At 40.3% G+C, this 22,207-nt stretch carries 21 protein-coding genes and 2 pseudogenes; 17 read left to right on the forward strand and 6 right to left on the reverse strand.

Features of this window, described 5'->3' with window-relative positions:
• Nucleotides 1–289: 289 nt before the first annotated feature.
• Nucleotides 290–1,306, reverse strand: a complete 1,017-nt coding sequence (locus DABAL43B_RS05240; protein WP_079691396.1) for an ester cyclase — start codon at nt 1,304–1,306, stop codon at nt 290–292.
• 549 nt (nt 1,307–1,855) lie between these two features.
• Between DABAL43B_RS05240 and hisD the strand changes: the two genes are divergently transcribed.
• The 9 genes from hisD (at nt 1,856) to DABAL43B_RS05285 (ending at nt 10,729) form a co-directional block, all read left to right on the forward strand.
• Nucleotides 1,856–3,169 (forward strand): histidinol dehydrogenase, encoded by a 1,314-nt coding sequence (hisD, locus tag DABAL43B_RS05245; protein ID WP_079691397.1) that lies wholly within the window; start codon nt 1,856–1,858, stop codon nt 3,167–3,169.
• Nucleotides 3,170–3,235: 66 nt separating this feature from the next.
• Nucleotides 3,236–4,009, forward strand: coding sequence for an SDR family NAD(P)-dependent oxidoreductase (locus DABAL43B_RS05250; protein WP_079691398.1), 774 nt, complete (start codon nt 3,236–3,238; stop codon nt 4,007–4,009).
• A gap of 127 nt (nt 4,010–4,136) precedes the next feature.
• On the forward strand, nt 4,137–5,195 hold the full coding sequence (locus tag DABAL43B_RS05255) for a LacI family DNA-binding transcriptional regulator (protein WP_079691399.1): 1,059 nt from the start codon (nt 4,137–4,139) through the stop codon (nt 5,193–5,195).
• A 46-nt stretch (nt 5,196–5,241) separates the two neighbouring features.
• Nucleotides 5,242–6,234, forward strand: coding sequence for a cupin domain-containing protein (locus DABAL43B_RS05260; RefSeq protein ID WP_197684671.1), 993 nt, complete (start codon nt 5,242–5,244; stop codon nt 6,232–6,234).
• A 173-nt stretch (nt 6,235–6,407) separates the two neighbouring features.
• Nucleotides 6,408–7,118, forward strand: coding sequence for an alpha/beta fold hydrolase (locus tag DABAL43B_RS05265; protein WP_197684672.1), 711 nt, complete (start codon nt 6,408–6,410; stop codon nt 7,116–7,118).
• 93 nt (nt 7,119–7,211) lie between these two features.
• Complete coding sequence (locus tag DABAL43B_RS05270) at nt 7,212–7,916, forward strand: RraA family protein (RefSeq protein WP_079691402.1); 705 nt, start codon at nt 7,212–7,214, stop codon at nt 7,914–7,916.
• Nucleotides 7,917–8,011: 95 nt separating this feature from the next.
• A complete protein-coding gene (locus DABAL43B_RS05275) occupies nt 8,012–8,554 on the forward strand; it encodes an ester cyclase (RefSeq protein ID WP_079691403.1) in 543 nt (180 codons plus the stop codon).
• Between the two features lie 128 nt (nt 8,555–8,682).
• The gene (locus DABAL43B_RS05280) at nt 8,683–9,741 is read left to right on the forward strand and encodes an ester cyclase (RefSeq protein WP_079691404.1); all 1,059 of its coding nucleotides are present in this window, start codon (nt 8,683–8,685) and stop codon (nt 9,739–9,741) included.
• 40 nt (nt 9,742–9,781) lie between these two features.
• Nucleotides 9,782–10,729, forward strand: a complete 948-nt coding sequence (locus DABAL43B_RS05285; protein ID WP_079691405.1) for an ester cyclase — start codon at nt 9,782–9,784, stop codon at nt 10,727–10,729.
• A gap of 217 nt (nt 10,730–10,946) precedes the next feature.
• Here DABAL43B_RS05285 and DABAL43B_RS05290 read toward each other — a convergent pair whose 3' ends face one another.
• On the reverse strand, nt 10,947–11,231 hold the full coding sequence (locus DABAL43B_RS05290) for a hypothetical protein (protein WP_079691406.1): 285 nt from the start codon (nt 11,229–11,231) through the stop codon (nt 10,947–10,949).
• Between the two features lie 309 nt (nt 11,232–11,540).
• Between DABAL43B_RS05290 and DABAL43B_RS05295 the strand changes: the two genes are divergently transcribed.
• The 3 genes from DABAL43B_RS05295 to ppiC all read left to right on the forward strand — a co-directional run bounded on the left by DABAL43B_RS05295 (nt 11,541) and on the right by ppiC (nt 14,002).
• Nucleotides 11,541–12,332: an aspartate dehydrogenase gene (locus DABAL43B_RS05295; protein ID WP_079691407.1), complete on the forward strand. Its 792-nt coding sequence runs from the start codon at nt 11,541–11,543 to the stop codon at nt 12,330–12,332.
• A 222-nt stretch (nt 12,333–12,554) separates the two neighbouring features.
• A complete protein-coding gene (gene rluF / locus DABAL43B_RS05300; protein WP_079691408.1) occupies nt 12,555–13,538 on the forward strand; it encodes a 23S rRNA pseudouridine(2604) synthase RluF in 984 nt (327 codons plus the stop codon).
• A gap of 185 nt (nt 13,539–13,723) precedes the next feature.
• Nucleotides 13,724–14,002, forward strand: a complete 279-nt coding sequence (gene ppiC, locus DABAL43B_RS05305) for a peptidylprolyl isomerase PpiC (RefSeq protein WP_079691409.1) — start codon at nt 13,724–13,726, stop codon at nt 14,000–14,002.
• Between the two features lie 154 nt (nt 14,003–14,156).
• Here the strand turns inward: ppiC and DABAL43B_RS05310 are convergent.
• The 4 genes and pseudogenes from DABAL43B_RS05310 to DABAL43B_RS05325 all read right to left on the reverse strand — a co-directional run.
• Nucleotides 14,157–15,032, reverse strand: a pseudogene (locus DABAL43B_RS05310) (IS3 family transposase); the annotation flags it as partial.
• A gap of 106 nt (nt 15,033–15,138) precedes the next feature.
• Nucleotides 15,139–15,888, reverse strand: coding sequence for a hypothetical protein (locus DABAL43B_RS05315; protein WP_079691410.1), 750 nt, complete (start codon nt 15,886–15,888; stop codon nt 15,139–15,141).
• Nucleotides 15,889–16,050: 162 nt separating this feature from the next.
• Nucleotides 16,051–16,989: a hypothetical protein gene (locus DABAL43B_RS05320; protein WP_145952499.1), complete on the reverse strand. Its 939-nt coding sequence runs from the start codon at nt 16,987–16,989 to the stop codon at nt 16,051–16,053.
• 108 nt (nt 16,990–17,097) lie between these two features.
• Nucleotides 17,098–19,233: a DUF2345 domain-containing protein gene (locus DABAL43B_RS05325; protein ID WP_145952500.1), complete on the reverse strand. Its 2,136-nt coding sequence runs from the start codon at nt 19,231–19,233 to the stop codon at nt 17,098–17,100.
• A 257-nt stretch (nt 19,234–19,490) separates the two neighbouring features.
• On the opposite strand from DABAL43B_RS05325, the gene DABAL43B_RS05330 reads away from it, so the two are divergent.
• From DABAL43B_RS05330 to DABAL43B_RS05355, 5 genes and pseudogenes are all read left to right on the forward strand, one after another.
• Nucleotides 19,491–19,802: a transposase gene (locus DABAL43B_RS05330; protein WP_079690625.1), complete on the forward strand. Its 312-nt coding sequence runs from the start codon at nt 19,491–19,493 to the stop codon at nt 19,800–19,802.
• Nucleotides 19,799–20,680: an IS3 family transposase gene (locus DABAL43B_RS05335; RefSeq protein ID WP_171996307.1), complete on the forward strand. Its 882-nt coding sequence runs from the start codon at nt 19,799–19,801 to the stop codon at nt 20,678–20,680. Before DABAL43B_RS05330 ends, DABAL43B_RS05335 begins: the two co-directional genes overlap by 4 nt.
• Before the next feature lie 11 nt (nt 20,681–20,691).
• Nucleotides 20,692–21,027, forward strand: a pseudogene (locus DABAL43B_RS05340) (integrase core domain-containing protein); the annotation flags it as partial.
• A 249-nt stretch (nt 21,028–21,276) separates the two neighbouring features.
• Complete coding sequence (locus DABAL43B_RS05350; protein WP_079691414.1) at nt 21,277–21,912, forward strand: hypothetical protein; 636 nt, start codon at nt 21,277–21,279, stop codon at nt 21,910–21,912.
• Complete coding sequence (locus tag DABAL43B_RS05355; RefSeq protein ID WP_079691415.1) at nt 21,909–22,205, forward strand: hypothetical protein; 297 nt, start codon at nt 21,909–21,911, stop codon at nt 22,203–22,205. The genes DABAL43B_RS05350 and DABAL43B_RS05355 overlap by 4 nt, the downstream gene beginning before the upstream one ends.
• The last annotated feature ends 2 nt before the right edge of the window (nt 22,206–22,207 follow it).

The raw sequence follows: 22,207 nt of genomic DNA on the forward strand, positions 1-22,207 counted from the left end.
CACGCGTATCGGTTTTACAGTGAATCAACTATATGATAGCTAAACGATAGCGTATAAAAAGTCCTTGTATAAAAAGTCACTGCGGTGGCTTTTTTTGCGTTACAGTATGCCGCTTTTAGGGGCTGGGTATTACGCGTTGGTTCATGGCGTGCTGCCATCAAATAGAGATCAAACACTTAGACTGGATTATCGCCATTCACGAGCATTTACTAAGAAATTATTTTTCTCAGTAAATGTTCGTGAATAGTATGATTATTGGTAGAGGTCTACTTTTTACTTAGGTCTAATATTAAACTTGCGTTTCTCGCATACGTTCTAGCACATCAAGCCCTTGTTGTTTTAACCACCAAGGTATATCTATAAATACCCAGTTTTCAGACAGCTTATCGTCTTTACGATAATAGATATCCACCACTTGCATATCTGCTTGTACACTGCTTGGCATACCTAAAAACCCTCCTATCGGGGTGTTGGTTAAGTTAGGCCAGCCAAAAAAACAAGCCAATTCGCCATCAGCAAAACGGCATACATGTCCATTGTACTTCTTATCCCCCAAGCCATTACGGAAGGGCAGTTGATGCTGTTTTTGATAGCGTTCAATGGTGTAACTTGCGCCAATGCCACAAGGGCCGTACCAAGTCATATTTTGGTGCCAGGTTCGAGCCAAGACTTCGGGAGGACAGCCCATGGCACCACTTAAATTGAGTTGATTAAGATCATCAATCATCATATTGACGGTATCAAGGGTTTTTTGGGTCTGCAAAGGGTCGCTTTCACCGCGTAAAATTCCTTGATGGTTGCGCGGGCCAGGGTAAACGAAATACTGCCCTGTCGAAGGGGGAAGAGGATAGACCCCCGCCTGTTGCATGACACCAATAAGATCTATAAATAATCCCGTATCGGTGATTTTATTGTTTTCTATTCGGTGAAACTCAGCATAGCGAATATTGAGCATTTTGCCAGTAGGGGGTATGTCGAGCCACGGCTTATCAAAAAGCCCTGTTAAATGGCCCATATTCATCACCCAAACGGCCTGATTCTTACTTTCGCTATTATCTTCAATTTCATTGGAACCACCAATAAAAATATCAATGCGTCTTTGTAGATTTGTGACGGATTCCTTGAGCGGTCGCCAAAACTGCTCAATTACCTCATCATATCCAGATATTTCTCGAAATGGATATACCCCCTTCCAGCTGTAATCATCAGTTACGAATTGACTAAACAGTTCTGGTAACGAGTCTGCATCTGTGTTGTCAAAGGCTTCACAGTATTCCCAGATAAACTCTTTGGCTTGTTGAATCATATGTTGTCCTATTAATTTCCAGTTATTATTTAAATAAGATAGGTATATACGATAGCTAGGGTCTATTGAACGCTCAACACCCTAAACTATATCACTAAAGTTTAGGAATGCATTTATCTTATTCTACGTTATTGAACAGAGCCTTCTATAAATATCAATCGCTTCCATTGCCTTGATAGAGCCAAAACTCAGAAGATCCTAATTAAAATAGCTAAGGTAAGTTCTATATTAGAACAATTTGAATTCGATTGCACTTTTTATTGTTATATAACTATCCATAGATAATATATTGGCTATAAATAAGGAAGTTATAGCCTGAATTATAATAAGAATATGGTATTTATTTACTGTATCTATAAGTAAATAAAGGGTTTTATGTAAATAATTCATATAATTAGATATCAGGTATTATAGTGTTTTTTAATATTAAATTCGTATGCAAAAATACTTGTGGTATGAAAGCAAAGTTGATATGATTAAAAACGTAATATAAGAAAACTAATCTAGTTTATCTATTAAGTAACATACTAAATAAGCACAAACGAGGACATGGATGTGATTACCTATTTAAAAGAAGGCAAGCCTGAGACAGAACGTAACCAAGATGACGCTAAAGTACGTCAAGTGGTTGAGTCAACATTAGCAGATATCGAAAAACGTGGTGATATTGCGGTACGAGAGTTGTCAGAGAAGTTTGATAACTATTCTCCTAAAGCATTTCGTTTAAGCCAAGAAGAGATTGATGAGTTGATTGCACAAGTGTCACCTCGTGATTTAGAAGACATTAAATTTGCTCAAACTCAAGTACGTAACTTTGCTCAAGCCCAACGCAACTCCATGCAAGACATTGAGATTGAAACAATGCCAGGGGTTATTTTGGGACATAAAAATATTCCTGTGCAGTCAGTAGGTTGTTATATACCAGGTGGTAAGTTTCCAATGGTTGCATCCGCTCATATGTCTGTTGCCACAGCTTCGGTTGCAGGTGTACCTCGTATTATTGCTTGTACACCGCCATTTGAAGGCAAGCCTAATCCTGCTGTAATTGCTGCTATGCATTTAGGTGGTGCTCATGAAATTTACGTATTGGGCGGCATTCAAGCAGTGGGTGCAATGGCTTTAGGGACTGAGACTATTGAGCCTGTTCATATGTTGGTTGGCCCTGGTAACGCCTTTGTCGCCGAAGCGAAACGCCAGCTATTTGGCCGAGTAGGTATTGATTTGTTTGCAGGACCTACCGAAACGATGGTTATTGCAGACGAGACAGTTGATGGTGAAATATGTGCTACAGATTTGCTGGGTCAAGCAGAGCATGGTTATAACTCACCTGCTGTACTGTTAACGACTTCACAAAAACTTGCTGAAGACACCATGAGTGAAATCGAACGTCTACTGAAGGTATTACCCACAGCTGATACAGCATCGAAAAGCTGGGAAGATTATGGGGAAGTCATTGTTTGTGAGACCTATGAAGAAATGCTTGAAGTTGCGAATGAGTATGCTTCAGAACATGTGCAGGTAATGACGGATCGAGATGATTGGTTTTTAGACAACATGACCTGTTATGGCGCATTATTCCTAGGTCCTCGTACTAATGTCTCTAATGGCGATAAAGTTATTGGAACGAACCATACTTTACCAACTAAAAAAGCAGGTCGATATACAGGTGGATTATGGATAGGTAAATATTTAAAAACCCACTCATATCAAAAAATAACCACAGATGAAGCAGCGGCAAAGATTGGCCGATATGGCTCTCGTTTATGCATATTAGAAGGCTTTGTTGGTCATGCTGAGCAGTGTAATGTGCGTGTACGTCGTTATGGTCATCAAGAAGTACCTTATGGCGCAGCTGCTGATTAAGCAAGCATGATAATCCAGTCATATTTATTTGATATCAGATATTTAAATTAGAGAAGGTAAATACTTATGCAATTACCAACGACACCATCATTTAACCTGACTGGTAAGCGTGCGTTAGTTACTGGAGCCTCATCTGGTATCGGATTAGGGTGTGCTGTTGCATTGGCTGAATCTGGTGCAGAAGTGACATTAGCAGCGCGCTCTTCCGATAAGCTACAAGCCGTGGTTAAGCTAATGAAAGATAAAGGTTTCAAGGCTAACGCTTTAAAGCTAGATATTACCGATGTTGCTGCAGTTCGTCATTTATTCAAACATGTATCTGATGCAGAAGCGTTTGATATTGTCGTTAATAGTGCCGGTATGGCAAAACACAGCCCTGCGCTAGAGACTGAACCTGATGACTTTGATGAAGTTTCTGATATCAATCTACGAGCATCCTACTTTTTGATGCAAGCGGCGGCAAAACAACTTATTGGCGCAAATAAAGCAGGTAGTCTTATCAATATTTCCTCGCAAATGGGGCATGTTGGCGGGTTTGATCGGGCCGTATATTGTGCTACCAAACATGCTGTTGAAGGCTATACCAAGGCCATGGCGATAGAGTGGGGTAAGCATGGCATTCGTATTAATACTATCTGTCCAACATTTGTAAAAACAGCCTTAAGCGCTTCAACCTTTGCTGACTCTAGTAAAAGCCAATGGATTATGAATAAGATTCATTTAGGCAGAGTTGCCGAAGTAGAAGATATTATGGGAGCTACTGTGTTTTTAGCTTCAGAAGCATCAGCAATGATAACGGGAACTTCATTGTTAATAGACGGTGGATGGACGGCAGAATAGCTCAGTGTTGAGATGTCAGCGACTTTACTATTGAATGTTTTTGACTTGCTAGCTAGCTAGGTATAATGATTATTAGAAAACTCTATCAACAACCATAGCTAAAAGCAGGGCTATAAAAGGTTATGAAATGACAAATAAAAGTCTAAATATCAAAAATAGCATAAAGCATCAACGCGTTACAGCAGATCAAGTTGCTGAAGCAGCAGGGGTTAGTCAATCTGCGGTATCTCGGGTTTATACCCCAGGTGCAAGTGTGTCACAAAAAGTTAAAGATAAGGTGAAAAAAGCCGCTAAAGAATTAGGTTACCGTCCAAATATGTTAGCGCGCTCGTTAATTACCGGACAAAGTCGTTTGATTGGTTTGGTTGTGGCTCATTTAGAAAATCTGTTTTACGCAGAAGTGATCGAAAAGCTGTCTCATGCGTTGCAATCGCATGGTTATCATTTATTGATTTTTATGGCGATGAATGACAAAGAGTCCACCCTTAAGGTGGTGGATGAGCTTTTGGATTATCAAGTGGACGGTATTATAACGGCATCTTTGAGCTTATCGAGCGATTTGACGGATCGCTGTCATGCAGAAAGTATTCCTGTAATTATGCTCAATCGTTTGCAAGATGATGATCGGCTTTCTGGTGTGAGCTCTGACAACTTTGTAGGCGGTCGTAAAGTAGCGGATTTTTTTGTCAAAGGTAATCATAAAAGAATCGCTCATATTTCAGGTTGGACTGGATCTTCTACTCAACGCGACCGTGAAGCGGGTTTTATTTTAGGGTTGCAAGAGTCTGGTCAACAGTTATTTGCCAAAGCGGTCGGTAATTATGATCGTGAAACCGCAAAGCAAGCCACGATAGAATTATTTGCTAATAAAACTGAGACAAATCGCCCAGATGCTGTCTTTGTTGCCAATGATTTTATGGCTTTCGCTGTGATTGACACCTTGCGTTACGAGCTAGGACTTAAAGTTCCAGAAGATGTGTCCGTAGTTGGATACGATGATGTTGCCGCTGCTTCTTGGGAATCCTATAGTTTAACGACAGTAAGTCAACCGGCTCAACGTATGGCAGATGAGGTGGTATCTACTTTATTAGAGAAAATTGCAGCTCCTGACTCTCCACCGAGACGTATTTCGATAGATGGCCCATTGATAATTCGTAAGTCGGCAAAAACACCATCAATAATTTAGATTTAAAAAAGTTATTTAGAAAGCAACTAAAAATAGGAATAAAACAATGAAAGGAATTAGTAGAGTAGAGATGGAAAAGCGTATCGTGCGTTATGGAGATTTACAGCCTTGCCGCACTGCTTTTATTGATGCTCATACCCCAGGATCAAATTATAAAGAAAACTTCACTATCATTGGTGGTGGTGTATCAGAAAGCCCAGACCAACATGTGCATATCAAAGAAACCCCTGGTTTCAACATTGGCGCAGCTGGCCAACCCCCACATTGTAAAAATAGCCTGCACCTCCACACCACTGCCGAAGTGTTTTTTGTGTTGAGCGGGCGTTGGCGTTTTTTTTGGGGTCTTCATGGTACAGCGGGGGAAGTGATTTGCGAAGCAGGGGATATTTTTAATATTCCGACTGGGGTATTTCGTGGCTTTGAAAACATCGGTGACGACTATGGCATGATTATGTCGATACTCGGGGGTGACGATGCAGGTGGCGGTGTGACTTGGGCACCACAGGTCATTGAAGACGCTAAGGCTCATGGTTTAATCTTGGGTGACAATGGTCGATTGTATGACAGTAAAAAAGGGGAGAGTCTACCTGAGGGTATTGTCCCAATGCCGCTACTCACAAAAGAAGCGCTTAAGCAGTATCCAGAAGTGCCGACTTCAGTAATCGTCCCTGATTATGTCGCTCGTTATTGGGATATGATGGCGCTCGCCAAGAAGGCACCTTGCCAAGTTATTGGCGAGCAAGCATTGATCAAGGATAAGCCTGGTTTTGCGGTAGATTTTTTGACGCGCGGCTCAATTAGTGAAGAGGCTTATCAAACTGATCGTCATGAAGTTTTGATGGTAAAAACGGGGCATTGGACATTGAAGTGGCTAGACGATGCTGGTGCAGAAGTCAAAACCAGTATCGCACCAGGAGATGTAGTAGCAGTGCCGCCCAACCTAATGCACAGTATTTATCCGTCGATGTCTGGCGAAGCAGCGCTATTTAGAGTGAGAAATACAGTCGAATCCGCAGGGCCTACTTGGATGCTTAATTGATAGCTTAAAATCTAAAGTAATTATAGTTGAACATATAATTGAGCTCAGGTATATCAAGATAAGATAACAGCGTAAAAATAGTATGCACAGAGCGAATAGCCATGCAATCGAGATGGTTATCTTAGGGTTATATTTGCGACTTAAAACTCACTATACATATTAGGAATATACCAGTGATACCGTTAGTTCTTATCCCCGGCATGATGTGTGATGCAAGACTTTATACACCGCAAATTTCCGCATTTTCTCATAAAGTTCCGATTCATATTGTGCCTATTTCAACTCATAATAATATGCAGGATTTAGCAAAAGATATTCTAGATAATGCACCGCCGATCTTTGCATTGGCAGGATTATCAATGGGCGGTATTATTGCGATGGAAGTTTTGCGTCAAGCACCTCATCGCATTGCCAAACTCGCTTTACTTGATACCAATCCAAAAGCAGAAGCGGAGGAGGTTAAGCAAAGTCGTGAGCCATTAATGGCTAGTGTGCAACAGCATGGATTGGCTGAGGTAATGGCGAATACGATCCCTAAGTATTTCTCACCCGATGAAATTCTATCGACTAAGAAAAACCTAGACATAATTGAGCTTTGCAACACGATGGCTCAGTCATCAGGGACAGAGGCTTATATCAACCAAAGCCTTGCTCTACGTGATAGATACGACCAGCAAGAGACACTAAAAAAAGTTGACGCTAATGTGCCGACTTTAATTTTATGTGGTGAGAATGATCAGCTTTGTCCAGTGGAACGCCATACTTTAATGAAATCTTTAATACCCCATGCAGACTTACAGATTATTAAGGGTGCGGGACATTTACCAACATTACAATCACCAGAGCAGACCAACTTTGCGTTGGAAAACTGGCTATTTACGTAACTTACGCTTTAACAAAAGCAGCGAGTGTGAAACTGGCTATCTAGCTGGAATTGGCTTGTCGCTTAACTCATATGGAAATGAGAGGATAGATTTATGAATAATACCTTACTTAAGCTGTTGCAATCCGTTGATACGCCGACGGTATGTAATGCTATTGAAGTTGCTCAGGGCAAACGAGGCTTTGATAGTTTTACACGTGGAAACATGTTGTCATCTGATCCTGATTCAAGACCAATTGTAGGTTATGCAGTTACCGCAAAAATCAGTGCTATTGCAGAATCTACAGAACCAAAAGAGGTTATTCGCGCCAGACGTATGGATTATTATCGTGCTATGTCAGACGGTGCAAAAGGTGGTATGCCATCAGTCGCCGTGGTCGAAGATGTCGATTATCCAAACTGTATTGGCGCGTATTGGGGTGAGATTAATACGACGGTACATAAGGCATTTGGGATGAATGGGGCATTAACAAATGGCGTGATGCGTGATTTGGGTGACATGCCAGAAGATTTTACCGTTATTGCCCCTTTTATCGGTCCTAGTCATGGCTTTGTCCATGTTAAAGAAATCAATACGACAGTCGATATTATGGGTATGACGGTGGAGGCAGGAGACTTAGTACATGCTGACCGCCATGGCGCCGTAGTTATTCCTGAAAATATTATTGATAAATTAGAATCAGCCATTCACAAATTATTGAATAGCGAAAAAATCATCCTAACCCCTGCAAAACAAGAAGGCTTTGACTTTGCAGCTTTTGAGAAGGCATGGCAAGCGTTTGAAGAATCAAGAGTTTAATTTTTATCTTAATTAATGCATAACAATTAATATTTAAAAGCCAACGCTAAAGCTTAAAAAGACCTTTATATATTAACTTAATAGAGAGAAATACTATGACAATATCAAAACGTCCAGAGCAAGGCATACTAACAAAAGATAATGATCTTAGTAAAACAGATGAAACCATAGGTGTGATTGATGCCATGGTTGATGGTTTGAACGATCATGATATTGACAATATGGGGCGATTTTTTGCCGAAAGTTTTCGCTGGATGGGTAATGCAGGATGTGGTTATAAAGAAGGCTTAGAAGAGTTTCAGAATGGTTGGCAGCGCCCGTTTCAGCAGGCATTCTCTGAGAAAGTTTGTATTGATGAAGCAAGGTTAACCCAAGGCGAGTGGTGTGCAGCATTTGGTCGTCAAGAAGCAGTTCACAGCGGTGAATTCATGGGTATAGAACCCACAGGCAAAAAAATTATTATTCGCTATATGGATTTTTGGAAAGTAGAAGATGGAAAGATCGTCGATAACTACGTAATGGTAGATTTTCCTTCTATTATGATGCAGCTGGGTGTTGATCCTTTTAATGGTCATGGTTGGGAAAAGTTTGATACTAAATCAGGTGATTTAGCCCATACGCCTAAGGTAATGAAATAAATTGCTCAAGTGCGATTAATCACAGCTTTATCTAGAAAGATTCTTGTAGGTGTGGTTATGATTATTTAACTTAGCACTTGTTAGATTTTTAATTGTTAATATTTAAGGAATAACGCAAGGGAAAGCAGATGATAAAAAAGACAGCAGAACAACAAAATAAACATCAAATCGAGAGGTTTAATCAAGCACTATACAATTATGATAGTGAGAAAGTGAGGTCTCTAATAGATGACATCTTTGCTGAATCTGCTGTCATTCAATTATCTTACCCACTAGAAACCTTAAAAAACCGTGGTGCTTTATTTATTGAAGGTTTTGAGCCATTAAAACAAGCCATTCCAGATTTAGAGCGGCGTACTTTTATTGTGATGGCTGGCAATAGTGGTAGCAGCATGGCTGGGAATGATAATAGTAATACCGATTGGGTAGGTTGCGCAGGTTATTACACAGGTACATTTATGGAAAGCTGGCTTGATATTCCTCCAACAGGACATCAAGTTACCATGCGTTTTCATGAGTTTTATCGCTTTGAAAATGGCAGAATTGTTGAAATGCAAGCACTTTGGGATATACCTGAAGTGATGCACCAAGCGGGAGCATGGCCAATGGTAAAAAGCCTTGGACGTGAAGGTATCACATCAGCACCTGCTACCCTTGATGGAAACCTAGTAGGAAAAGATTATCCTGTTGAGCACAGTCAGCGTAGCCAACAATTGGTACTTGATATGTTGAATAGTTTAGGCGAGTCTTCTACAGGTGGTGTCTCGGCCATGAAGTTAGAAAAATATTGGCATCCTCGTTGTAGTTGGTATGGACCTTCTGGTATTGGTGCCTGTCGAGGTATCGCAGGTTTTCGTAATTGGCATCAAATCCCGTTCTTAAATGCTATGCCAAACCGTAAAACGATTGAAGAGAATGGTTATTTATTTGCTGAAGGGGACTATGTCGCATTCACAGCTTGGCCCGGAATGTCAATGACCGTGTCTAACGATGGATGGCTTGGTATTGCACCTGCAGGACAAGAAATAACGCTTCGTAGTTTAGACTTTTGGCGTTGTGAGGATGGCTTAATTCGTGAGAACTGGGTACTTGTGGATATTTTACATGCTTATAAACAAGTTGGCGTAGATGTCCTTGCTCGAATGCGCGAATTTAATAAGGCACGCTATCGTCAATTTGATAAATAAAATCAATCTATTAATACTTACTTTAAACAAAGAGAAATTTATGAAAGGATTCGATGAAAAGTTTAGCGATTTTCCTGATTATATATTAAAAATTACTAATGAAATTTGGGAAAATCGTGGCTTACACACTCTACACGACTATTATGCCCCTGATATTGTTGTTAGAACGCCGTTAGGTATAGACTTCGGAAATCAAGGCGTGATAAACGCTACCATGAATGTATTAGCAGAGTTTCCTAACCGTACACTGCTTGGTGAGGATGTCATTTGGAGCGGTACTCCAGAGACGGGTATGCTATCTTCACATCGTATAATCACCACTGCTACGCATGTTGAAACGGGTCAAAAAATTCGTTTTCGAGTCATTGCTGACTGTCATGCAAAAAACAACCAGATTGATGATGAGTGGCTGATAAGAGATCAAGGGGCAATCGCTCGCCAAATGGGGCAAACACCTAAAGATCGCGCGCAAGAAGTTATTGAAATGCAAGAGAAAAGTGGTATTGTCAAACCACCATTTACCCCAAATATTGATCAAGACGGTCCCTATTTAGGCCGTGGTAACGACAATGAATGGGGTGAGAAGTATGCTGATATTTTAACTCGCTTAATGAATGCAGAGTTTGCTTTAATTCCACATGAGTACGATCGTTGTTGTTTAGGCGAGTATCCAGGTGGTGTTTCAGGTATATCGCATGGTGACGTTGATGCTTTTTGGTTAGGATTACGTTCGTCATTTCCTAATGCTGAATTTAAGACTCACCACCAGATTGGACGAGAAGATAAGCTTATGTCACCTCGTGCAGCGATCCGATGGTCATTAACTGGAAAGCATGAAGGTTATGGACATTTTGGACAACCAACTGGCGCAGAGGTACATATCATGGGAGCCTGCCATGCTGAGTTTGGGCCTTGGGGACTACGCCGCGAATATGTAATGTATGATGAGGTGGCGATTTGGCAGCAGATTTTACTGGCTGAAAAATAGTTTGGCCGCTAGAAAATCTTGCCAGTGCATGCATTTAAATTATAGTTATAACACTATTATATAAAAAATATTGAATAAAAAAGGGTGCTAATACTCTCTGGTATTAGCACCCTTTTTTACCTCTAAGGTGAAATTCAAATCACATTGGCATTGGCGTATTTTAGCTACAACTTTGCCTTCGATTATTAGATAGATAAGTAGGGTATAAGTAGCTAAGTTATATATGTTTTTCAGCCATTCTTATAGCTAGCTTCAATAGCTCGTCGGCTGTCATATCTTTTAAAGGCGCTGCTTTAATTGTATTGCCTTTTTTCAGAACCTGTCTCATTACATCCTGTTCGGATCGCATACTGTGGTTTTTGGAGGTGTTAATATAATCTTGCATCAACTCACGCAGAACAAGCGACTTTGTATAGCCGTTTTTCTCGACTACTTGCTTAAATTCATTGGCTAAATCGTAATCACAACGAATATGAATAGATGCCTGTTTAGGTCCGCTCATCAGTATTCAACTCCTTTTACAAAATCAAAGTTTCTGTCGTAATAATTATATTAAAGCTAAGACCTGCCTATCTCTACTGTACCATTTGTAGCCCACTTTGCAACACGTAGTCAAAATAGTCGCTTACCGTTCAACATAAGATGAATAACATCATAAAAGCCTACTGTCATTGCCTTAGGGCGTGCCATCTATTAACATAATTGATGTAATGGACATAGTTACTTTTATCTTCTTATACTATAGGCTCAGTGATTGATGTCTCAAGTAGTTTGAGCAAAGAAGTATAAAAAACAATAAACAGGAGTAAGTATGAAAAGCGTGATGTTCATAGGCTATGGATCGATGGCGAGGAAAGTCCATGAGATGCTGCCTGACAACATTGTTCTCTCGACAGTATTAGCCAGCACCAGAAGCGCAGAGAGGTTAAAAGCTGAAATAAGTGAGTCTATAGAAGTGATTACTTCGGTAGACGATTTGGTAAAAATGCCTGATTTGGCGATTGAGATGTCGGGTCAGAATGGGCTCAAAGAACATGCTATTAAAATATTGGAACAGGGCATACCACTTGGGATTGTTTCTGTTGGTGCCTTTACTGATGAGAAATTCGCTGTATCGCTCGCTGATACTGCAGAAGCGAGCGGTGTAAAAATTCATATCTTAGCGGGGGCAGTTGCTGGGATTGATGGCATAAACGCTGCGAGTTTGGCAGGACTCAGTGATGTGGTTTATCAAGGTAGAAAGCACCCATCGAGTTGGCAAGGAAGTTATGCTGACCAGCTTATTGACTACGATAATTTAGCCGAGCCTACCGTATTCTTTACGGGTACTGCTAGAGAAGCTGCTGCTTTATTCCCTGATAATTCAAATGTTGCTGCTACTATTGCGCTGGCAGGCGTTGGCCTCGATGATACGATTGTAGAGTTAATCGCTGACCCAACGCTTGAGCACAACGTTCATCATATAACCGCTGAAGGCGTATTCGGTAAGCTTGAGATTAGTATGACGGGATTACCATTGGTCGAAAATCCTAAAACGTCAAGTTTAGCAGCCTTTAGTGCTTTGCGTCTGTGTTGTCAGATTGATCAGGTTATACAAATATAACGCATCATTAAAATCAAAAATACTATGGAAAAATTATTCTTATATATTAATCACAATAACCTTTTATATGATTCTGGGTATATTTCTAAGTTTTTGCCCATCTCGCCTGAAATGGGCACTGAATCTCCTATATAATGTGAGCCATCTCGTTGTTAATTATTCATTCAATTTAGGCTTTTTTCTTAGCAAGAAAGGCTTTTTATTAGGTAAAAATGGCACTTTATGTTTAACACTTCCTCGACTCGTTTAAATAAGTACATCAGCGAAAGCGGTATTTGCTCTCGTAGAGACGCTGACCGCTTTATTGAACAAGGCAATGTGTACCTCAATGGCAAGCGTGCTGCGGTGGGTGCGCAAGTGGTTGCTGGAGATACGGTAAAAGTGAACGGCCAGCTCATTGAGCCGAAAGAAGCTGATGACTTTGTTTTTATTGTATTAAATAAGCCAGTCGGTATTGTGAGCACCACGGAAAGCTCCGAGAAAAACAACATTGTTGATTTTGTCAGACATAGCGTACGTATTTTCCCGATTGGCCGTTTGGATAAAGATTCCCAAGGTTTAATCTTTTTGACCAGTAATGGCGATCTGGTTAATAAGGTATTACGTGCTGGCAATAACCACGAGAAAGATTATGTGGTGACGGTGAATAAGCCGATAACGGATGATTTCATTAAAGGTTTGGCTGGTGGCGTACCTATTTTGGGGAAGATGACGAAAAAATGCCCGGTTACTAAGGTGGCACCTACCGTGTTTAATATCACGCTAGTGCAAGGTTTGAACCGTCAAATTCGTCGTATGTGTGAGCATTTTGGCTATGAAGTCGTGAAGCTTGAGCGTACGCGGATTATGAATGTGAATCTTAAGGGTATACCCGTTGGAGATTGGCGAGACTTAACCCAAAAAGAGATGTCTGTTTTACTTGAATCTATAGAAGGTTCTTCTTCGGAAGACAGTACTCCGGCTAAGAAATCTCGTAATACGCCTCGAAAAAACTCTGGTAATAATTCTTCAAACTCAAAAGCGTCTGCAAAATCTACGGGAACAGCAAAGAGCAATATTAAACACCCCAAAGATGGTGCTAGAAAACCAGCGGATTCTAAAGGTAAAAATAGGCGTCCTTTTGGTGATGGCAAGAAATCCGGCGGCAAGGGCAAACCTGCTGCCAATGGCAAGCGCCCTGCAAAAGGTCGAAGTTCTAAGCGGTAGTGGTATTCGTGACTATAAATTGATTGGTAGTGGCAGCGTCACTCAAAAGGTATCTATTCTATCCAAAGACTAGCGCCTTGTAGATAATGACTTTTGATAAAGTAGAGCATACAAGTGAGGTTAGCAATCAAAGTAAGTAGTGATATAATGCCTCAATAATCGTTATTTTATAAAAGGTTTACATTATGGCTCGTACAGCTAGCGCATTGCATATTTTAGTAAAAGACAAAGAACTGGCTGACGACATTATTGTCAAGCTTAAAAAAGGCGCCCAGTTTGATGTGCTGGCTAAGAAACACTCAACCTGTCCATCAGGTAAAAAAGGCGGCGACTTAGGTGAGTTTAGACAAGGGCAAATGGTACCCGCATTTGATAAAGTCTGCTTCAACGGCGAACTCTTCACCCCACATTTAGTAAAAACCAAATTTGGCTGGCATGTGGTTAAAGTGCTTTACAGGACGTAAGAGGTAGAGTCTGTAGTGGCATAGAAGCTTTGAAATGTTTTTAATAGATGATGCACACAAAAAGCCAGACAACCTAAGCTGTCTGGCTTTTTTATGCTTAATACTTATTGACCCCTGCCGTCAAATCCGTAGAACCAAACTTGGGAGATTTTATTTACGCAGCCTGACGATAATAATTAAACCACATCTGTCTTGGCGATTTAAAGCCCAAACCCTTTTGAATCCTCGTTTGATTGTAGTACAACTCAATATACCTAATGATATCGTTAATGGCGGCAAATCTGGTCTTATAGTCTTGATGATATACCAGCTCATTCTTCAACACGCCCCAAAAGCTTTCTATTGGCGCATTGTCATAACAATTACCTTTGCCACTCATTGAGCCTGTAAACAGATGCTGTTTGATGTTCTTGTGGTAAGCATGGCTACAGTACTGGCTACCTCTGTCTGAATGTACAATCAGCCCTTGGCTTGGACGTTTGTTCTTGATGGCCATGTTCAATGCTTTACACACTAAATCTGCGGTCATTCGCTTATTGATCGCATAGCCGACCAGCTCTTTGGTGTATAAATCTTTGACTCCAGCTAAGTACAACCAGCCCTCAGCAGTCCAAATATAGGTGATGTCACTGACCCACGCTTTATTAGGACGCTTAGCATCAAACTGCTGATTTAGTATGTTCGGATAGACTAGTTTGTTGTGATTGGAGTCAGTGGTGACTTTAAAGCGCTTGTGACGACGGCATTTGATATCATGTTCTTCTTTGATGCTTCTCACCATGTATAGGCTAATGTCATGGCCTTGCTCTGTTAGCTTTGCATGCAAACGCTCATAACCATAACGCTCTTTACTTTCACTGTGAGCGGCTTTAACTAGTAGCTCGCAATAATTGCGATGTATCTGCTGCTCGCTGATATCGCGTCTACTCCAGTCGTAATAACTTGATGGTTTGACGCTTAACACACGGCACATAGTGATAATGTTAAATATCTGCTGATTGTCTTTAATAAAGGCGTACCTGACTAGCTGTAGGTTCTTACTTTCTTAGTCATGGTAAACGCCTGTGAATACGCTTAGTTTACCAAGTTTAGGTGTACGGTTTCTTCAGCATAGCTCAGTTTTGATTAAAGTACTCCTAGAATAATTTTTTATCAACTGACATAACTCGTTCAAAAGCTTCTTCTGAACTTAAACCTTGAGACATTAAAGTTTTATAATCACTATGCATATCTTGTAATGCTTTTATTACTAAAGCTGGTGGAGTATGAGCTTTGTTTCTACCTGTGCCAGACCAATAGCTCTGACCTTTTTTGAGATAAATAGTATATGGAACTGATTTGCCATTTACTTTTTTATAGGCAATTCTAGAAGTATCAAATGGAACTCCTACTGAAGCCCATATTTTAGCTATTTTTATAGCAGCGGATTCAATGTTTTTACTACTACCAGATTTAATAGCAGTTATAATATTAGTCTTTTTAATAAAATGTTCTAAAAACATCAGTTCTTGTGTTTCAGGAGTCAGTTTAGTGCTTCCTGATAATTTTAATGATTTTTGAACTTCACCTAATGTATCAGGTATAATTTGATATTTGCCCATTGCAAAACGTTTAGCTTTATTATCACCACTTAAAGCACCCAATTCCCGCCACTCGTCGATAGTTCTATCTCCAATGTTTTCATATCCCGATGTCCATTTGTACTTACCTACAGCACCCCTATTAAAAATATCATAGCGTCCACCTTCGCTTTCATGTAATGCAATAACCTTACCAACGATACCACCTATACTTTTTGTATTCTTTGATTTACTTTTTACAATAAAGTCACCATCGCAAGCAAGCATTTTATTATTGGCATGAGTACTTAAGTCACTACCAATCATACCTGCAACAGTTTTAGCAAAAAATGAATTTTTTAGATACTTTTCTTCATATCTACTTACGTCATAATGAACCCAACTGGTAGCAGCATTACTTCCATCATTCCACTTAGATGGCTCGAGCCAAATTATATTCGTTTCTCGTTTTAAATTTATGCATTTCTATTAATAAAAATTTCGAGACTTAGCTTCACTATCACGCGGGGTATCTCTAATCTCTAGGTAGCGATTTTGACACTGTTGCTGGTCGAACTCCTCGTTTTTGAGCTTCCTCTCTATAAAATTAATTGTATTATTAAGCGAATCTTTTCTAGTAGATAAAGCTGCTAGTTGATTTTTCTGAATAAATGGTAAAATATCTCCTTGGAAATACTTGAGCCATGCACAGGCTTCTACTGCATCAAAACTGTATGGGTCATAAGCCAGTATTTGCAGATATTGATAAGCTTTATCAGTATCTGCTAAGTTATTAGCTGGTACATCACCATAGAAATCATTTGTCCAATAAAATAGATAATCCAATAAGTATTCTTTTACCCTATTGAGTCTCGCTTTGTCAGCATTTTTCATAAGCTGTGGGGATAGTTTGTCATATTCATCATCATCATCTCCGTAACTAAATAGAAACTTTTTTATATAAAACTGTTTGATCTCATTAGCATTGATCTCTAATGCTTTTTCGAAGCAAAAGTCTTGGATTTCAAGAATTTCCTTTTTATCAACTTTAAGATCATTTCTAAAAAATTCGTCTGAGAAATTGACACTCCAAACATACACATCTGCACAGGCATATGGATAACCACGTTCGGCTAACTTGAATATGGTTTGATATCCTAAGTTTTTTACATCTTGTTCCTGTTCGTGCCACGTTTGATAAACTGCCCACACATATTTAGCATTTATTTCCTTAGGATCTTTAGCATATTGTTCTAATAAAGTCAGTTTATTCTCATCTTCATGCATAAAATTAATATTACTGGCTCTTAAACTTAATGCTTCTTCATAACTCAAAGGTCGATCAGCTGGAAGATTAAGCTCTTGCTGAATCTCTGTAGGAGTTTTACCAACTCCATTATCTAATGCCTCGTTGTCTTTGCTATACATTGCTTTCTCCTTAAATACGTTATTGGAACTGTCACAAGCGCTTATAATTGAAAGCAACACAATAGCTGTCATTGTCAATAGCATATGTGGATACATAGCTTGTTTACCTTATTTAATAGGGGCACTATTGAAAATTCTAAAATGTCCTAACATTCTACGCTCCGAACTCTTGCCTGTAATATTTTTCCATCTTGCACAGCTATATAATCTGGGGCTAGGTGAGTACCAAGTTAGTGAAGTTGGCGCATAAACTGTACCAATGTCTTTATGCTCAGAGAGAAACTGACCGATAGTTTTGGACGTACCATTGCCAGCATTACAAGACACAAGAATAAGGGTTTTGTTCTTTACATAACCCTGTTTTTCAATAAGATCTTTGACAAACGCACTAACTGCTTTCTTCTTTTCAGATGCAGTAGGATGTTGGCTGATATTAATATAGTTGCTACCTACTCTTAGACTTTTACTTGAAGCGTGAGCAAAAATGTAGAAATATTGATTAGGTAGATAACCATCATCTAAAATTTTTTTAATAGTGTCATGAAATGTTGTTTCATTAGCGGCAAATCCGTTTATATATTTGTAGTTGCCAGTACTGCCAGTTTTTGGCTTCAACTTAAGTAAATTGTTGAACGTAATTATTTTAGCACCATCAGGAACAATAGGAACAATAGGAACTGAATCTAGCTCTCCACCATCTTTGATATACTGATCATAATCTTTTTTGAAGCTTGCATCTTTCAACTTTAACTCATCAATTACCTTTTTCTCTGTACTTATCTCCTTTGCGGTTAATACTTTGCCTTTACCCTTACTAGCCGCTGCCGCAAAATCCTCTTCGACCAACACAGGTGGCACAGCTCCTACATCTTGAGAGTAAGTACGGCCCATCTCAGGTAATATCTCAAATATCATATCTGGCTGATACTCATCAACCTTACCAGCACCATCAGATTTACCTAACACTACATCACCTGTCAGCGCATCTATCAGGCGATAACGACGATTTCTTAATACTTTTCCTGTATCGTTATCAACTAAATAGTTATTTCGCTCAATAACAGAATCAACAAACTGTAATACTTTAGTCTGAGACATACCCCCCGCAACCAGACTCTTCTTCACCGCCTTAACTTTAATCGTCCCCGGACACACCAACTTAATACCGCTGTCATCTATCGTCAGTGATGCCCCTGCTGACGTTTGCAGCTTAATGCGCCTCGGACTGGAGATATTTAATTGTCCCGACTCACTACCAATCGTCATACCTTGCTGGCTGTGCAATTGCAACTCACCGCCTTGGGCTTGTATCGCTAGTGGTTCTCTGTTTGCACTAATATGTAGACCTGACCCATTTTGATCACTACTGGCTTGACCACCAACCCCAGAGAGCGAGTCAATCGTATTTGCCGTCAGCATATAATTACCTGCCACCACATCCGACTGGGTGCTGCCTGATTGTCTGACGATAGTTTTCGCTGTCCATAACGTATTATTAGCAGAGGCAAGGATACTGTCTTTACTGACCAGCATCACATCGGCTGCGCCCAATACTTCCGTATTTAGCGTCTCATCTATAATTTGAGCGCTGGTTTTAAAGGCCTCTATCGTTTGGTTGGCATTACTAAGTGCTGCCGTGGATTGCAAGTGCGCCTGCTTGGCCTCTTTGAAGGTCTCACTCAGCTCAGTGCCGATCTTAAGCTGGCGTTGTCCTGCATCATTGACCCACGCCGACTCATGCTCGCTTTGACTATGCCTGATACCAAAGGTGGAGAGCAGTACGCCTGACTCTCCGGTGATTTGCAAGCCATGGTCGCTTGCCAGATTAATACCTTGACCACTATCACTTGATTGATGATTGCTATAGCGATGACGCAGTACGCCAAGCTCTAATATATGCTCATCAGGGGCAAAGGTGGCGCTAGAAGTGATGGTTGGCGTTTCAGCGTTGGCTTTGCTGCCTGTATTCACCGTCCACTGCAGTCCTATCTGCTTGGGCGTATCATCAAAGCTAAGCGTCACCTCAGAATCTGTTTTCAGTCCATACTGGGCAATACCCGTTAGCCAGCCACTGTGGCCGTCATTGTCATTAACTTGCGAGTGACCCAGACCATTACCATGCCATCTAGGAGAAGATCCGCCTTGCAGGTTGTGTCTATTCGATAACCCAGCGTCACGAGTGGTAATGTCTTTCTCGTCCACATCACCCATACCGATACCGTCGAACAGTGATCGGCTAATCACCGGACTGTCAATATCACCGTACCAGTGGTTAAGCAGTACCGATTGTCCAAGACGTGGAGCGAACTGCCAACCATGCGAAGCACCCGATGAGAGTTGTAATGCACGCAGCGGCGGGGTAGTGCCGTCATCGTGAGGGCTGATGCCTGACCAAACGGGCGTAGTAATGGTTTGTTGTAGGTTGTCAGTGCTGACTGTAGTGGCATAATAAATTAGGACAGCACGTAAGAGGTTTATACTAACCCAAAGAGGAAAATAGTATGACCAACAAACGCAATCAATATACCCGAGAATTTAAATTAGAAGCCATCAGCTTAGTTGTTGATCACAACCGCACCATACCTGATGTGGCCGATTCCTTAGGGATAGGTAAATCCACCTTGCAGAAATGGCTGAGTCAATACCGTCAAGAAATGAGTGGCCAAGCACCTAAAGTCGGCAACGCTTTAACGGATGAACAGCGAGAACTTCAAGAATTGCGCAAACAAGTTAAGCGGCTGACTATGGAGCGTGACATTCTAAAAAAGGCTTCTGCTCTGCTGGCATTGGACAGTCTGAACGGCTATCGTTGATAAGAAATCTGGCAGAGCAAGATAAACAGGTGAGTAAAAGCCTTTTGTTCAAGCTGTTTGGCGTGATGAAAAGCAATTACTACTATGGCATGCAGCCCAAGCCCATCAGTCTTGAAACCGTCAAGCACAAGGCATTAATTCGTCAAATATTTAACGACTCAAAGCAATCAGCAGGCGCTCGCAGCATTGCCGCCATACTAATGAATGAACACGGCATCAAGCTGACCCGCTATATAGCAGGTAAATTCATGGCGCAGATGGGGCTTAAAAGCTGTCAGTTAAAGATGCATAAATACAAGCACGCTGACGAGGCGCATAAAACGCATCACAATATCTTAAATAGAAATTTCAGTCAAACAGCACCCAATCAAGTCTGGACGGGCGATGTCACATATATTCGTATCAAAGGCGGCTGGTGCTATTTAGCTGTTGTTTTAGATTTATATGCCCGTCGTATTGTTGGCTTTGCCGTGTCAGATTCGCCTGACAGTATGCTGACAACCAAAGCGCTGCAGATGGCATATCAGACGCGCTTACAGCCAATTGGAGTGCTGTTTCACTCTGATCAGGGAACCCATTACACCAGTAAGAAGTTTGCTGAATCCGTGGCGAGTTGTGAAGGTATGACACAGAGTATGAGTCGTCGTGGTAATTGTTGGGACAACGCGCCTACTGAACGCTTCTTTAGAAGTTTTAAGACTGAATGGATGCCAAAGGGCGGTTATGAGAATATTACTGAAGCTAAGATCGCCATCAGTAATTATATCTGGGGCTATTATCAAACCGTGAGACCGCATACTTTCAACGATTATTTAACACCGCTAGAAAAAGAGAAACGATACTTTAATAAAAACCTCTTATCAGGTGTCCTAAATTAGTTGACCACTACATACGCAGTCTGAACCAGTTAATTGAATACCGAGGTAAGCCTGTTCAAGTAAGGTGTGATAATGGACCTGAATACATCAGCAATGCACTAAAAGACTGGGCACTAGAACAAGGCATCATCTTAAGCTATATTGAACCTGACAATCCACAGCAAAATGCTTATGTTGAACGCTACAACAGAACCATGCGCTATGATTGGTTAAACCAAGAGTTGTTTACCACTTTAGATCAAGTCCGTCAGCAAGCAGAGGACTGGTTGTACCACTATAATAATGAGCGCCCGAACATGGGCAATGGCCGCTTTACGCCGATACAGAAACTAAACCACGCAGCTTAATTCTATTTATTAGGTGTCTTATGGTTGGGAGGATTACCGTTGGTATGCCTTTAGCCCGAGATGGTAAAACGACAATGGGTACTAAGGATAGACCAGTCGTCAGATGGGAAAAATTAACTACTGACCAGACTCAAAGTGTTGCTTGCCTCACAAGATATTTACTTATTCATTATGGATTGGATCAATCTAATATAGCAGTGCATGAGGATGTTGCGGCTAAGACAGAAGGTGAAGGGAGGACAGTATACAATGCTATCAAAGACTATTTATAAAACTATAAGCGTATTATTAATTCTAGTATCTTTAGCTGCTTGTCAAGAGGAGGCTGAAGTTTACCAAACCTTATGTGTTGACACAGATACTACAGTTGCGAACGACATACCTGAAAAGGGTATTTTGTGGTCATTATCTACGGATGATATCAAACATCTGATTCCGTTAATTACGCAAGAGTCATCTCGAGACATTTATATTATGAATTCTATTACTACTTGCGCAATGGAATTTGATGATATTAAAGTAGATAATAATATTTGTAAAATTGACTTGAATGCTGGGGCTTATGGTTATGCAGAATGTAATGATGGCTCTAAATACAGTTTCGGATGCTATCAAGAAGAGTGTGATCAGTACTTTCCATTTCCCTTTGAAGACGAAAGAGTATCTGATACAGAACCTCATCTTGCAAATGAACCTAATCCAATTATTGGAAAAATATATGCCGAAAACTATAAAAGCTACCTCAATAAAATGAATGGAAAATCTGTCGAAGGTAAAATAGCTGTAAAAATTTATTTTGAAAACTCAAATTCAGACAACTCAAGCTATGTTATTCGGTATGTGAGTAAAGATTCACCACTAAAAACAGCATCCAAGAGTACTTGAACGGTGTAACACTAGAGGAGGAAAAACTAGGGTTTGAAACAAGTAATTTTAGTAATGATAGCTTTCAGGTGAAAATTGAAAATAATGTTGCTTTTATAAATTTCAGTGCTAATGATTTAGCAAGGGATCTAGAATCTCCTCAGCAAGTAATTGACTTCACCCATGCTATTAGCATGACCTCAGAGCAATTTGACACTGTCAACAGAACAGAGATTTGTGTTAATAATACTTATAACTATCAAATGATTTTTTTTGCCAATGTAGATTCTGTAGACTGTCCTTTTAGCTTCTAGAT

The sequence above is a fragment of the Psychrobacter sp. DAB_AL43B genome (assembly GCF_900168255.1).
Lineage (GTDB): Bacteria > Pseudomonadota > Gammaproteobacteria > Pseudomonadales > Moraxellaceae > Psychrobacter.